The organism is Streptomyces subrutilus, assembly GCF_001746425.1.
In the GTDB taxonomy this organism is placed as follows: domain Bacteria; phylum Actinomycetota; class Actinomycetes; order Streptomycetales; family Streptomycetaceae; genus Streptomyces; species Streptomyces subrutilus_A.
In genome coordinates this window covers 2391342-2405015 of sequence record NZ_MEHK01000001.1, presented here as the reverse complement: position 1 = coordinate 2405015, position 13674 = coordinate 2391342, and the positions used below count along the sequence as shown (strand labels likewise).

Here is a 13674-nt window from a genome sequence, read left to right as displayed (position 1 = left end):
TGGGAACTTATGCTGGTGGCGGCACCACCAGGCAGCTGGACAGGGGGATTTCGTGAGCACGTCGGCCGACGAGCACCGCCGGACCGAACTGCGCGAGTTCCTCATGAGCAGACGGGCCCGGATCTCCCCGGCCGAGGCCGGCCTGCCGGACGGCGGGGCCCGCCGCCGCACCCCGGGCCTGCGCCGGGAAGAGGTCGCGGTGCTCGCCGGGGTGGGGGCCTCCTGGTACCAGTGGCTGGAGCAGGGCCGCGACATCACGGTGTCCTCGCAGGTACTGGACGCGGTGGGCCGGGTGCTGAAGCTCACCAGCGCCGAACGCCGGCACCTCTACGTGCTCGCCGGGCTCAACCCGCCCGCCCTCGAAGTCGCCCCCGCCGACCGGGACATGTGCCACGGCCTGCGGCGGCTGATCGACGCGTGGATGCCGTTCCCCGCGCACATCATGGACCGGTACTGGAACACGGTGCTGTACAACGACGCGGCCTCGCTCGTCTTCGGCATGCGCCCGGAGATCGTGCAGAACTGCCTGATCGCCTTCTTCACCGACCCCATCTACCGGGCCCGCTCCACCCACTGGGAGGAGGTCGCCTGCCAGGTCGTGGCCCAGTTCCGGGCGGCCTGCTCGGAACACCCCCACGACGAGGGCTTCCGGGCCGTGGTCGCGCAGGCGCGGGAGCTCAGCCCGGAGTTCGCCGAGCTGTGGGAGCGGCGGGACGTCGAGCCCGGCGGCCAGCTCGAGAAGCAGATGGACCACCCGGCCGTCGGCCGGCTGCACGTGGAGTCGACCCAGCTGCGCGTCCCGGCCCGCCCCGACCTGGTGATCGTGCTGCACACCCCGCTCCCGGACACCGGAACGGCCGAGAAGCTGGAGTGGCTGACCTCGCCGGAGGGCCGGCGCGGCTCGATGTACCCCGTCGCCGGCTAGAGCTCCGCGCCGCCGAGCCCCCGCCTACCGGGCTCCGCGCCCCCGCCGGACCCCCGGAACCCGCGCGTCAGCGGACCGCGCGCCGCCAGGTGGGCCGGCCGGGGTCCGCGGCCGTCGTGGTCGTGTGGAGCTGTGCGTCCAGGCCCACCACCGCCATGGTCGAGCCCGCCGGTTCGAGGACGGCCGCCGGCGCGCCCGCGTACAGCATCCCGGACTCGGTCCAGGCGGGCGGGCCGCCCAGGCCCGTCGTGCCGACGGTTCCGTTGTCCGCGCGGCCCGCGATGTGCCGGCCCGCGACGCCGAGCGCGCCGTAGCCCGCCCGGCCGCCGGCCTCCGCGACGCTGGAGACCTGGAGCTTGCCCGGGCCCGCCGTGACCAGGGCGGAGCGGACGACGCCCGAGTCCGGCCGGCGGAAGTACAGCCGGACGCCCGCGCCCTCCGGAGCCGCCGAGAGGGGGACCGTCGTGGCGGGCAGGCCCGTCGGCTGCGGACCGGCCAGGGGGGCGCCGGGCGCGGGCTGGGTCCAGGCGAGGACCGACGTCGTGGTGGTGGCGTACACGTGGCGGCGCCCGGCGGAGTCGACCGCCGTCACCGGGTCGCTCTGCAGGTCCTCGCCGCCCAGCCGTCCCCACGTGGAGAACCTGCCGTCCGGCTGCTGGGCGGTGGCGCGCAGGGTGCGGCGGGAGTCGCGGAGGTAGACGGTGAGCCGGCCCGCCGCGTCCACGGCCGCGACCGGAGCGCTGATCGCCGAGGTGCCCTCGTCGTCGCCGCGCTCGGGGGTGCCGAGCGACTGCCACGGCCCGAACGGCCCGTCGGGCGCGGACTGGACGGCGTACACGACCTCGCGCCGGTACTCCTCGGGCCGCGCCGTGCCGAAGACGGTGCGGGTGGCGAGGACCGCGATCCGCCCGTCCGGCAGGCGGGCTGTGGTCGCGCCGGGGTCGATGCCCGTGCCGGGGAGGAGGGCGGGGCCCGTCCAGTCGCCGCCGGGGTTCCGCGTCCAGTACGCGGTCTGCCCGTCCAGGGTGGCGAAGGCCCACAGGCGGCCGGCGGTGCCCTCCACCAGCCAGGAGCTGTGGTCGGCGCGCGTGTAGCGCATGGACTGGGCCCAGTTGCGCCCGGTGGGGTTGCCCGCGACCTTGCGGTCGCCGCAGCCGGAGGGGGAGCCGCAGTAGTCCTGGTGGTCCTGCCAGGCGTACGTCCGCAGGTAGTCGGTCTTCGTCTCGGCCGTCTGCGGGTCCAGCGCGTGCGGGAGGCTGCTGTTGTGGTAGCCGAGGTAGCTCTGGACCGAGAACCGGGGGCGGTCGGTGTACTGGGCGGCGTAGGCGGCCGAGGCGGCCTGCACGAACCGGGCCCCGTACATGTGGTCCTGGTGGTCGGTGAACCGGCCGGTCTCGCCGTACCGGCCGGGCGTCGGGTCCTGCATCCGTATCGTCGTCGGCCGGTAGCGGGCCAGCACCCCGGCTATCGACTGTATGAGCTGGTCCTTCGTGTACGCGAACTGCTTCTTGACCGGGGTGCCGGAGGTCAGCTGGGCGCCCAGCGCGGGTATCCGCCCGTTCCACAGGCCGCGCAGGCTGTCGGGGGTGTCGGCGCCGGTGCTGCGGGCCTCGCGGAGCTGGAACCACACGAGGTTGACGTGCGGCTTGGCCATGAGGATGTCGAGCTCGGCCTGGCCGCCGCCCGCGGTGGGTATGACGGTGCGCTTCCACGCGCTGGTCCGGTCCCCGGTGGCCATCTGCGCGTAGGCGGAGCGTATGCCGTTCTGCCGGGCCTCCGCGTAGTGGGTGCGGTCGGCGGGCTGCTCGGGGTCCCGGATGGTGGCGCCGCGGGCCTCGTTGCGGCCGTCGGCCTCGCCGGAGGTGAGGTAGGCGGTGGTGACGGGGACGCCGGACAGCAGCGAGCGGCTGAGGTCCGGGTTCATGAAGAACAGGTCGTCATCGGGGTGCGCGACGACCTGGACGACCGAGCCGGCGGTGGTGCTCGCGGGCAGCGCGGCGACGGCGCTCTTCTCCTGGGTGGCCTCGGCCGGGGTCTGCTGGCCGGAGGCGAAGGCGAGCACACCGGTGGAACCGGCGGTGAGCACGCCGAGCAGAGCCGCGAAGCGGCGGCGGGTCAAGGGCATCGGGCACGCCTAGGGTTCGATCGTCCGGGCGGGAATACCGCTGAGCAGTCAGAGAGAGGCCGTTCCGGCGAACTTGGTTCACCGGTTCCGGCTATGACTCCTGCTTTCCGGAAACGACCGGACGTGATTGTGCCCTGTGAGGATTTTGATCCGGATATGTGCCCGAGATGTGGACGTTGTTCGTCCGCAGCCTGAACCAACCGTCGTACCGGTGTGGGATGTTAACGGCGTGAATCACAAAGTTTATGCGTCTTGCGCCTTATGTCCGTATGGTCGCGGGTGTGGGCGGCCGCGTACGGGCGCGCCGCAGACCCGCTACGGGCCCGTGTTGCGCGGGCCGACCGGCTGCCACGGCGCCAGGTACGCGTCCGGCGCGTCCGCCGACGAGGTCACGTACAGCCGTGCGTCGAGACCCACCACGGCCAGGCTGACCAGGTTCTTTCCGGTCATCGTCGAGGACGGGGCGCCGACGAACATCAGCGGCGACCGCCCCCAGGGACGGCCCGGCCCGACCTCCGAGCCCAGCTGCCCGCCCGCCGCGCGGCCCGCCAGGACGTGCCCGCTCGCGGTCACCGAACCGAAGCCCTTGAGGCCGCCGAGGTCGGTGAGATTGTTCACCTTCAGTCCGCCGTCGCCCGTCATGAGGGCGCTGCGGACGTTGCCGGAGCCCGGCTTGCGGAACCACAGGCGCACCCCGCCCTCGCGGCCCTCCGCGGTCAGCGGGAGCGTGGTCTCCGGCAGCCCGGTGGCGGTGACCGGGCCCAGTGGTGCGCCCGGCTTGGGCTGCAGCCAGCCCACCACCGTCTTGGACGTGGCCGAGAACACCATCCGCCGCCCGGCGCCGTCGGTGCCGGTGGCCGGGGTGCCGTGCAGGTCGGCGCCGCCGTACTTCTCCCAGGGGCCCCAGCCGCCGTCCGCCTGCCGCACCCGGCCGCGCAGGGTGTACGCGCCGTCGCGAACGTACGCCGCGAGCTGGCCGGCGCCGTCGACGGAGACGGCCGGGGCGCTGATGTCGGAGGTCCAGTTCTCGTCGGCGGTCTCGGGGGTGCCCAGCGACTGCCACTCCCCGAACTCCTCGGAGCCGGGGGCCTTCTGGACGGCGTACACGACCTCGCGCCGGTAGTCCGCGGGCTTCGCGCCGAAGGAGGTGCGGGTGCCGAAGGCGGCGATCCGGCCGTCCGGCAGGGTGACGGTGGACACGCCCGGGTCCATGCCGGTGCCGGGCAGCAGGTTCGGGCCGGTCCAGCGGCCGATCAGGCCCGGCCGGTGCCAGACGGCGACCTGGCCGTCGAGCACCTTGAAGGCCCACAGGCCGCGCTCCTTGTCGGAGGCCAGCCAGGATGTGCTGGTGCCGCGGGCGTAGTTGATGGAGTCCGACCAGCGGTTGCCCGCCGGGTGGTCGGCGACCTTGAGGTCCCCGCAGCCGGCGTCGCTGCCGCAGTGGTTCTGCTGGTCGAGCCAGGCGTAGGTGCCCAGGATGTCCAGCTTCTCCTTGGCCTCGTCCGGGTCCAGGGCGCTGGGCAGGGAGCCGTTGAAGTAGCCGAGGTAGTTCTGCACCGCGAAGTGCGGGCGGTCCTTGACGTCCTTGGCGTACGCGGCGGTGGCCAGCTGGACGAAGCGGGCGCCGTAGAAGTGGTCCTGGTGGTCGGTGTACCGCTTGGTGTCGGGGTGCCGGCCGGGGGTCGGGTCCTGGGAGCGGACGGTGGTCGGCTTGTACTGCTCCAGGATGCCGACCAGGGTCTGGACGACCTGGTCCTTCGTGTACGCGAACTGCTGCTTGACCGGGGTTCCGGAGGCGAGCATCGACTCCAGGCGGGGGACCTTGCCGTCCCACAGGCCGTGCAGGCTGTCGGGGACGTCGGCGTAGACGTTGCCGGCCTCGCGCAGCTGCAGCCAGACCAGGTTGACCTGGGGCTTGGCGACGAGGATGTCGACCTCGGCGTGGCCGCCGCCCTTGGTCGGGACGACGGTGCGCTTCCAGGCGCTGCCGCGGTCGCCGGTGGCCATCTTGGCGTAGGCGGCGCGGATGCCGTTCTGCCGGGCTTCGGCGTAGGCGGGCTTGTTGGGCTTGGTGGTGGCCTGCTTGGCGGAGCCGGCGTTGATGCCGTCGGCTTCGCCGGAGGTCAGGTAGACCGAGGTCACGGGGAGGCCGGCGGATATGGAATAGCGCAGGTCCGGATTCATGAAGTAGAGGTCGTCATCGGGATGCGCGATGACCTGGAGCACCCGGCCGGGGTCCGGCGCGTCCGCCGGGGCCGCGGGGGCGGTGGCCTTGCTGTCGGGGGTGACGGGGGAGGCCAGGCGGTCGAGGGCCTCGTTGCCGCGGAGCAGGAGCATGCTGCCGGCGGCGGTGGCCGCGCAGAAGGCGACCACTTTGACGAGCCGGGCCCAGCGGTTGCCTCCCGGCGGGGTCGGCGATCCAGTGGTGGCGGGCGTCCTGTTGGCGGCTACCGCCGCCCTCGGGGTCCCGGCGCGGCGGCTGCCTTCCGGCGGAGCGGTGGCTGCTGCCCGGCGGTTGCCGCGGTTGCCTTCCGGCGGGGTGGCCGGTTTGGTGGTCGGCGTCCTGTTGGCGGGCGAGCCGGGCGCGCCGGGGCCGGTGGTGGCGGCTGCCGCCGCTGTCGGGGTCCCGGCGCGGCGGCGACCGCGCTTGGCCTCGGGCGCGGACGGCGCCTGCGCGCGCCTGCCGCGCCCGCCGGCGCGCTCGGCCTCGCGGGCCGGCCGCGCGGCCTTGCGGCCGGCGGGCGCGTCGTCCGATTGCGAAACCTCGGCCTCGGGCCGCGCCGCGGGGGCCTGAATCTGCCGTCCGGACGGGGCTTCGGGCTCGCGCCCCGGCCGCCAGGCTCCGGCGGGCTGCGTCGGCCGGGGGCTGGTCTGGTTGCCGCGCTGCTGGGGCAGGGTGAGCGGAGCCTGGTCGTGGTGGCCGGGCTGCGGAGCCGCCGGCTGCGGGGCCGCCGGGGCTTCGGGCTGGCGCCCGGGCTGCCAGGCTCGGTTGTGCGGAGTCGGCCGGGCTTCGGTGTGGTGGCCAGACTGCCAGGCTGCGGCGGATTGCGGCGGCTGGGAGCCGGTCCGGTTGTCGCGCTGCTGGGGCAGGGTGAGCGGAGCCTGGTCGTGGTGGCCCGGCTGCCGCACCGCTGCAGCGGGCGAGCTCGCGGGCCCGGTGGCGGATTGCCAGGCCGCCGCAGGCGCGGCTTCGGCCGGGTGGCCCGGGTGCCGGGGCCCGGCAGGAGGGGCCTCAGTCTGGTGGCTGGACCAGGCTGCCGTCGGCGAGGCGTCGGTCTGCCAGGCTGACGCGGGCGCGGCCTCGGCCTGATGGGCGGCAGGCCCGGCTGACCAAGGCTGGGCTTCGGCGTGGTGGGTGGTAGGGCCGGCTGACCAAGGCTGGGCTTCGGCGTGGTGGGTGGTAGGGCCGGCTGACCAAGGCTGGGCTTCGGCCTGATGGGCGGTAGGACTGGCTGCCGCAGGCTGGGCGGGGTGGCCGGGCGGCGCAGGCTCGGTAGCGGGCCAGGGGGCGGGGCGCCCGGCCTGCGGGACGGGCCCTGGGTGGCGGGTGTGAGGTATTCGCTCCGGGGCCGGCCAAGGGGAGCCCGAGGGCGGGCGGGCGTCGGGCATGGGGCTCCTCGCGGGCCGGTCGGGCGGGGATCGGGCCCCATCACGCCATAATTCTTCGGATAATCCGATAAGCCCGCTCATGGTACGTGCCGGTGAGTCGAACGCCTGCTCCGGCTAGGCTCACCTGGAGGAACGCCAGGGCAGTGGCAGCGACAACCGCGGGAGGCGGCGGGATGACAGTCCCGGGACGCAGGAGCAGCACCTTCATCCGGCTGCTCCGCAGCGGGTTCACCGACCCCTCGGCCGCCGCCAGGCTGCTCGACGCCGACGCGCTGGCCTCCGTACGGGCCGACCCCGTGCTCCTCGACGCCCTCGGCGCCACCGCCGACCCCGACCTCGCCCTCCTCGGACTGGTCCGGCTCGCCGAGGCGCAGCCCCCCGAGGAGCTGTCCCGGCTCCTCGGCACCCTGGTCAGCGCCAAGCCGCTGCGCGACCGCCTCCTCGGAGTCCTCGGCGCCTCCGAAGCCCTCGGCGACCACCTCGCCCGCCACCCCCGCGACTGGCACGCCCTCGTCACCTACGAGGCCGCCGACCTGCACCCCGGGCTCCCCGAGTTCGAGCGCGGCCTCGCCGACGCCCACGACCCCGTCGCCCTGCGCGTCTCCTACCGCCGCTGCCTGCTCTCGATCGCCGCCCGCGACGTCTGCGGCACCATAGACATCGCCCAGACCGCCGCCGAGCTCGCCGACCTCGCCACCGCCACCCTCCGCGCGGCCCTGCGCATCGCGAGCGCCGCCGCCCCCGAGGACGCCGCCCAGTGCCGCCTCGCCGTCATCGCGATGGGCAAGTGCGGCGGCAACGAGCTCAACTACGTCTCCGACGTCGACGTCATCTTCGTCGGCGAGGCCACCGGCGGCACCGACGAGGACAAGGGCCTCCAGGCCGCCACCCGACTGGCCTCCCACCTCATGCGGATCTGCTCCGAGACCACCGTCGAGGGCACCATCTGGCCCGTCGACGCCAACCTCCGCCCCGAGGGCAGAAACGGTCCGCTCGTGCGGACCCTCTCCTCCCACCTCGCCTACTACCAGCGCTGGGCGAAGACCTGGGAGTTCCAGGCCCTCCTCAAGGCCCGGGCCGTCGCCGGGGACCCCGACCTCGGCGGGCAGTACATCAAGGCCATAAGCCCCCTGGTCTGGCAGGCCGCCGAACGCGAGAACTTCGTCGCCGACGTCCAGAAGATGCGCCGCCGCGTCGTCGACAACATCCCCGCCGCCCAGATCGACCGCGAGCTCAAGCTGGGCCCCGGCGGCCTGCGCGACGTCGAGTTCGCCGTCCAGCTGCTCCAGCTCGTACACGGCCGCAGTGACCACACCCTGCACTCCGGCAGCACCCTCGACGCCCTGCACGCCCTCGCCGCAGGCGGCTACGTCGGCCGCGCCGACGCGGCCCAGCTGCACGACGCCTACCGCTTCCTGCGCACCATGGAGCACCGCATCCAGCTCTACCGGCTGCGCCGCACCCACCTCGTCCCCGAGGACGAGCAGGACCTGCGCCGCCTGGGCCGCTCCATGGGCCTGCGCACCGAACCCGTCGCCGAACTCAACAAGGCCTGGCGCCGCCACGCCTCCGTCGTGCGCCGCCTGCACGAGAAGCTCTTCTACCGGCCGCTCCTCGACGCCGTCGCCCAGCTCACCCCCGGCGAGACCCGGCTCTCCCCGCGCGCCGCCGGCCAGCGCCTCGAAGCCCTCGGCTACGCCGACCCGGCCGCCGCCCTGCGCCACCTCGAGGCCCTCGCCTCCGGCGTCACCCGAAAGGCCGCCATCCAGCGCACCCTGCTCCCGGTCATGCTCGGCTGGTTCGCCGACTCCGCCGACCCGGACGCCGGGCTGCTCGGCTTCCGCAAGGTCTCCGACGCCCTCGGCAAGACCCCCTGGTACCTGCGGCTGCTGCGCGACGAGGGCGCCGCCGCCGAGAACCTCGCCCGCGTCCTGTCCGCGGGCCGGCTCGCCCCCGACCTGCTGATGCGCGCCCCCGAGGCCGTCGCCCTGCTCGGCGACCCCGAAGGCCTCCAGCCCCGCAGCCACGAGGCCCTGGAGCAGGAGGTCCTGGCCGCCGTCGGCCGGGCCGAGACCCCCGAGGCAGCCGTCGCCGCCGCCCGCGGGGTCCGCCGCCGCGAGCTGTTCCGTACCACCGCGGCCGACATCATCCGCTCGTACGGTACGGAGGACAGCCCGGCCGAGGAGGACCACGCGGCCCTCGTCGACCAGGTAGGCGCAGCCGTCTCCGACCTCACCGCCGCCACCGTCGCGGGCGCCCTGCGCGCCGCCGTCGGCTCCCAGTGGGGCGATACCCTGCCCACCCGCTTCGCCGTCATCGGCGTGGGCCGTTTCGGCGGACACGAACTGGCCTACGGATCCGACGCCGACGTCCTGTTCGTCCACGAGCCCCGCGAGGGCGTCGACGAACAGGAGGCCGCGAAGGCCGCCCAGACCGTCATCGCCGAGATGCGCCGCCTGCTCCAACTGCCCACCGCCGACCCGCCGCTGCTCATCGACGCCGACCTGCGCCCCGAGGGCCGCTCCGGCCCGCTGGTGCGCACCCTGGCCTCGTACGCCGCGTACTACCGGCGCTGGTCCCTGACCTGGGAGAGCCAGGCCCTGCTGCGGGCCGAACCGGTCGCGGGCGACGCCGACCTGGGCCGGCGCTTCATCGAGCTGGTCGACCCGCTGCGCTACCCGGTGGAGGGCCTCGGCGAGGACGCCGTACGGGAGATCCGCCGGCTCAAGGCCCGGATGGAATCGGAGCGGATGCCGCGCGGCGCCGACCCGACCCTGCACACCAAACTCGGACGCGGCGGCCTCAGCGACGTCGAGTGGACCGTGCAGCTGATCCAGATGCGGCACGCCTGGGCCGAACCGGGCCTGCGCACGACCCGCACCCGCGAGGCCCTGGCCGCCGCCCACGCGGCCGGGCTGATCCCGACCGAGGAGGCGCAGATCCTGGACGAGGCCTGGGTCCTGGCCACCCGGGTCCGCAACGCGGTGATGCTGGTCCGCGGCCGGGCCGGGGACACCTTCCCCTCCGAGGCCCGCGAACTGGCGGCGGTGGGGCGCTACCTCGGCTACGCGGAGGGCACCGTCGGCGAGATGCTGGACGACTACCGCCGCATCACGCGCCGCGCCCGCGCGGTGGTGGACGAGCTGTTCTACGCGGGCTAGGACGAGCCGCCCTGACCGGGCTGATGGCGTGGGGGCGGAGGAGGGGGTCCGAAGGAGCCGGGGGAGGCGGCCGCTAGCGTCGGAAACGGTTCAGCAGCGCCGTCGCCGGGTGCGGACCCGCGTACAGGGGGTGGCGCGGCAGCCGGTGCGGGAGGGAGCCGAACCAGGCCCGCGAGGCCGTGTAGCCGAAGGCCAGGCAGAGCATGCCGCCCACGGCGTCGAGCCAGAAGTGGTTGGCGGTGGCCACGATCACGACGAGGGTCGCCGCCGGGTAGAGCAGGCCCAGGATCCGGGCCCAGGGGGCGGAGGCGACCGCGAAGATCGTCAGCCCGCACCAGAGCGACCACCCTATGTGCATGGACGGCATCGCGGCGTACTGGTTCGACATGTTCTTGAGGTTCCCGGAGGCCATCGAGCCCCAGGTGTGGTGGACCAGCACGGTGTCGACGAAGTTCTGCCCGTTCATCAGCCGGGGCGGCGCGAGCGGGTACAGGTAGTACCCGACCAGGGCGACGCCGGTGGTGGCGAAGAGGACCAGGCGGGTGGCGGCGTACCGCCCGGGATGGAAACGGTAGATCCACACGAGCACGCCGATGGTCACGATGAAGTGGAGCGTGGCGTAGTAGTAGTTCATGCCCACGATCAGCCACGTCACGGAGTTCACCGCGTGGTTCACCGTCTGCTCGACGGCGATGCCGAGGCTCCGCTCGGCGTTCCAGATCCAGTCGGCGTTCGCGAGCGCGGCGGCCTTCTGCTCCGGGACCGCGTTGCGGATCAGCGAGTAGGTCCAGTAGCTGACCGCGATCAACAGGATCTCGAACCAGATCCGGGGGCGGCGAGGGCTGCGCAACCGGGCCAGAAGGGTGCGCTCGGGACCCGTCCGGACCTCACTCTCGGTCACGAGGGGTGACGAGACGTCCGTTCGGGTTTCCAGTGTCTTCACGCTCGCTTCACCCATGGGGAGAGAGTCTGCCAGATGCGATCTCGCCTCCGATCATCCCTCGGGACGGTCTTCGGCGCCTGCGCTCCGACCTACGGACGACTCCGACCCCGAGCCTGGCCCGGGCCGGAGGCCGTGGAGCCCCGGACGACCAGTTCGGGCAGGAAGACGAATTCGCTGTGCGGGGCCGGCGTACCGCCGATCTCCTCCAGCAGGGTCCTGACCGCGGCCTGCCCCATCGCCTGCACGGGCTGCCGGATGGTGGTGAGCGGCGGATCGGTGAACGCTATGAGGGGGGAGTCGTCGAAGCCGACGACCGACACGTCCTGCGGCACCCGCAGCCCCCGCTGCCGGGCGGCGCGGATCGCGCCGAGCGCCATCATGTCGCTCGCGCACACCACCGCCGTGCAGCCCCGCGAGATCAGCGCGGACGCGGCGGCCTGGCCGCCCTCCAGGCTGTAGAGGGAGTGCTGGATCAGCTCCTCGGTCTCGGCCTCGGCGAGCCCGAGCCGCTCCTTCATCCCGAGCCGGAAGCCCTCGATCTTGCGGACCACCGGCACGAAGCGCTTGGGTCCGACGGCCAGCCCGATCCGGGTGTGCCCCAGCGCCGTCAGGTGGGTGACCGCGAGCTGCATCGCGGCGCGGTCGTCGGGGGAGACGAAGGGCGCCTGCACCTTGTCGGAGAAGCCGTTGATGAGGACGTAGGGGACGCCCTGGCCGCGCAGTTGGTCGTAGCGGCCCATGTCGGCGGTGGTGTCGGCGTGCAGGCCGGAGACGAAGATGATGCCGGAGACCCCGCGGTCGACGAGCATCTCGGTCAGCTCGTCCTCGGTGGACCCGCCGGGCGTCTGCGTGGCCAGTACCGGCGTGTACCCCTGCCGGGTCAGCGCCTGGCCGATGACCTGGGCGAGCGCCGGGAAGATGGGGTTGTCCAGTTCGGGGGTTATCAGCCCGACGAGCCCCGCGCTGCGCTGGCGCAGGCGTACGGGCCGTTCGTAGCCGAGCACGTCGAGCGCGGCCAGCACGGATTCACGGGTGGCCGCGGCCACACCGGGCTTGCCGTTGAGCACGCGGCTGACTGTGGCTTCGCTGACCCCCGCTTGGGCTGCGATGTCGGCTAGCCGTGCGGTCACGGGATTGGACTGTACCGGTCGCACGTTCAGATTGCCCACCATGTGCACGAGTCCGGTGGCTGCAGCACGGTGCGGCCGTCCGTGTCCACGGGGGCGCTGGACAGTACGGGGCGGCCGGGCGCGGGCAGTTCGACCGCGGTGGCCCGGCTGTTGAGGGTGCAGGCGAAGCCGGGCCGGGTGAAGAGGAGTACGCCCTCGGGCGCGGGCAGCCAGGCCAGCGGGCCCGCGTCCGGGGAGCCGAGGCCGGGCAGGGCCCGGCGCAGTTCCAGGGCGGCGCGGTACAGCTCGAGGGTGGAGTGCGGATCCCCGGTCTGGGCGGCGACGCTCAGCCCGCCCCAGTCGGCGGGCTGCGGCAGCCAGGCGCCGCCCGGCCCGAAGCCGTAGGGCGGCCGGTCGCCGGTCCAGGGCAGCGGCACCCGGCAGCCGTCGCGCAGCCCGTCCTGTCCGGCGGTGCGCAGGAAGGCGGGGTCCCGGCGGGCCTCGGCCGGGAGGTCGGCCACCTCGGGCAGGCCCAGCTCCTCGCCCTGGTAGACGTACGCCGACCCGGGCAGGGCCAGCATCAGCAGGGCGGCGGCCCGGGCCCGGGCCAGGCTGCCGTAGCGGGTGCGGTGGCGGACCACGTCGTGGTTGGACAGCACCCAGGTGGTGGGCGCCCCGACCGAGGCGGTGGCGGCAAGGGACTCGTCGATGACGGTCCGCAGGGCGACGGCGTCCCACGGGCAGTTCAGGAAGCGGAAGTTGAAGGCCTGGTGCAGTTCGTCGGGGCGGACGTAGCGGGCGAGGCGCTCGGAGGTCGGCACCCAGGCCTCGGCGACGCCGATGCGCGGGCCCTCGTAGGAGTCGAGGAGCCGGCGCCAGGAGCGGTGGATCGCGTGGACCCCGTCCTGGTCGAAGAAGGGGAGCGGCTGGGCGCCGATGAGGGTGGCCTGGGCGCCGCGGCCGATGTCGGGCAGGCCGGGGGCCTTGACCATGCCGTGGGCCACGTCCACGCGGAAGCCGTCGACGCCGAGGTCCAGCCAGAAGCGCAGCACGGAGGCGAACTCGGCGGCGACCTCCGGATGCTCCCAGTCCAGGTCGGGCTGCTCGGGGGCGAAGAGGTGCAGGTACCAGGAGCCGTCCTCGACCCGGGTCCAGGCCGGGCCGCCGAAGACGGACTCCCAGTCGTTCGGCGGCTGGGCGCCGCCCGGGCCCCGGCCGGGGTGGAAGTGGTAGCGCTCCCGGGCCCGCGGGTCCCCGGCGAGGGCGGCCCGGAACCAGGCGTGCTGCTCGGAGGTGTGGTTCGGCACCACGTCCACGATGATCCGCAGCCCGAGCGCGTGGGCGGCCCGTACGAGGTCGTCGGCGTCGGAGAGGTCGCCGAAGAGCGGGTCGACGGCCCGGTAGTCGGCGACGTCGTAGCCGCCGTCGGCCTGCGGGGAGACGTAGAAGGGGGTGAGCCACACCGCGTCCACCCCCAGCCGGGCCAGGTGCGGGAGCCGCTCGCGGACCCCGCGCAGGTCCCCGACTCCGTCGCCGTCGCTGTCCGCGAAGGACCTCACGTACACCTGGTAGATGACGGCATCGCGCCACCAGCCGGTGCTCGCGGCGGCATTGCTGGAAGCGCTTGCAAGCTGGACGGCGGTCGACTCATGGGTCATATCGGGGTCAACGCGATCAGACGGCCCCTGGTTGCGGGCCCGGGCGGGAGAACGTGGCTCGAACTAACAGCAAGCTGCGGCAACCGTACGGACACACGGATGTAACGATCAGCCCGTCTTGCAGAAAATTGCCGCAAGCCCTTT

7 protein-coding genes are annotated in these 13674 nt (G+C 73.9%); 2 read left to right on the top strand and 5 right to left on the bottom strand.

Annotated features, from left to right (window positions below):
- Positions 1 to 103: 103 nt before the first annotated feature.
- Positions 104 to 925 carry a helix-turn-helix transcriptional regulator gene (locus BGK67_RS11820; RefSeq protein ID WP_244291452.1) on the top strand — a complete coding sequence of 274 codons (822 nt, stop codon included), beginning with the start codon at positions 104 to 106 and terminating at the stop codon, positions 923 to 925.
- A gap of 67 nt (positions 926 to 992) precedes the next feature.
- On the opposite strand, the gene BGK67_RS11815 is transcribed toward BGK67_RS11820, so the two are convergent.
- A complete protein-coding gene (locus BGK67_RS11815) occupies positions 993 to 3050 on the bottom strand; it encodes a PIG-L family deacetylase (RefSeq protein ID WP_069920049.1) in 2058 nt (685 codons plus the stop codon).
- A 315-nt stretch (positions 3051 to 3365) separates the two neighbouring features.
- On the bottom strand, positions 3366 to 6179 hold the full coding sequence (locus BGK67_RS36155) for a PIG-L family deacetylase (protein ID WP_069920048.1): 2814 nt from the start codon (positions 6177 to 6179) through the stop codon (positions 3366 to 3368).
- 653 nt (positions 6180 to 6832) lie between these two features.
- On the opposite strand from BGK67_RS36155, the gene BGK67_RS11805 reads away from it, so the two are divergent.
- On the top strand, positions 6833 to 9820 hold the full coding sequence (locus BGK67_RS11805; RefSeq protein ID WP_069920047.1) for a bifunctional [glutamine synthetase] adenylyltransferase/[glutamine synthetase]-adenylyl-L-tyrosine phosphorylase: 2988 nt from the start codon (positions 6833 to 6835) through the stop codon (positions 9818 to 9820).
- Positions 9821 to 9893: 73 nt separating this feature from the next.
- Here the strand turns inward: BGK67_RS11805 and BGK67_RS11800 are convergent, their stop codons facing one another.
- The 3 genes from BGK67_RS11800 to BGK67_RS11790 all read right to left on the bottom strand — a co-directional run bounded on the left by BGK67_RS11800 (position 9894) and on the right by BGK67_RS11790 (position 13530).
- Positions 9894 to 10778 (bottom strand): phosphatase PAP2 family protein, encoded by an 885-nt coding sequence (locus tag BGK67_RS11800; protein ID WP_069920046.1) that lies wholly within the window; start codon positions 10776 to 10778, stop codon positions 9894 to 9896.
- A gap of 74 nt (positions 10779 to 10852) precedes the next feature.
- Positions 10853 to 11893, bottom strand: coding sequence for a LacI family DNA-binding transcriptional regulator (locus tag BGK67_RS11795; RefSeq protein WP_069923798.1), 1041 nt, complete (start codon positions 11891 to 11893; stop codon positions 10853 to 10855).
- A gap of 26 nt (positions 11894 to 11919) precedes the next feature.
- The gene (locus BGK67_RS11790; protein ID WP_069920045.1) at positions 11920 to 13530 is read right to left on the bottom strand and encodes a glycoside hydrolase family 13 protein; all 1611 of its coding nucleotides are present in this window, start codon (positions 13528 to 13530) and stop codon (positions 11920 to 11922) included.
- Positions 13531 to 13674 lie beyond the last annotated feature (144 nt).

Bases quoted from the DNA above. Each gene is read 5' to 3' on its own strand.
- BGK67_RS11820 (WP_244291452.1), top strand. From the start codon at position 104: ATGAGCAGACGGGCCCGGATCTCCCCGGCCGAGGCCGGCCTGCCGGAC.
- BGK67_RS11815 (WP_069920049.1), bottom strand. From the start codon at position 3,050: ATGCCCTTGACCCGCCGCCGCTTCGCGGCTCTGCTCGGCGTGCTCACC.
- BGK67_RS11805 (WP_069920047.1), top strand. From the start codon at position 6,833: ATGACAGTCCCGGGACGCAGGAGCAGCACCTTCATCCGGCTGCTCCGC.
- BGK67_RS11800 (WP_069920046.1), bottom strand. From the start codon at position 10,778: ATGGGTGAAGCGAGCGTGAAGACACTGGAAACCCGAACGGACGTCTCG.
- BGK67_RS11790 (WP_069920045.1), bottom strand. From the start codon at position 13,530: ATGACCCATGAGTCGACCGCCGTCCAGCTTGCAAGCGCTTCCAGCAAT.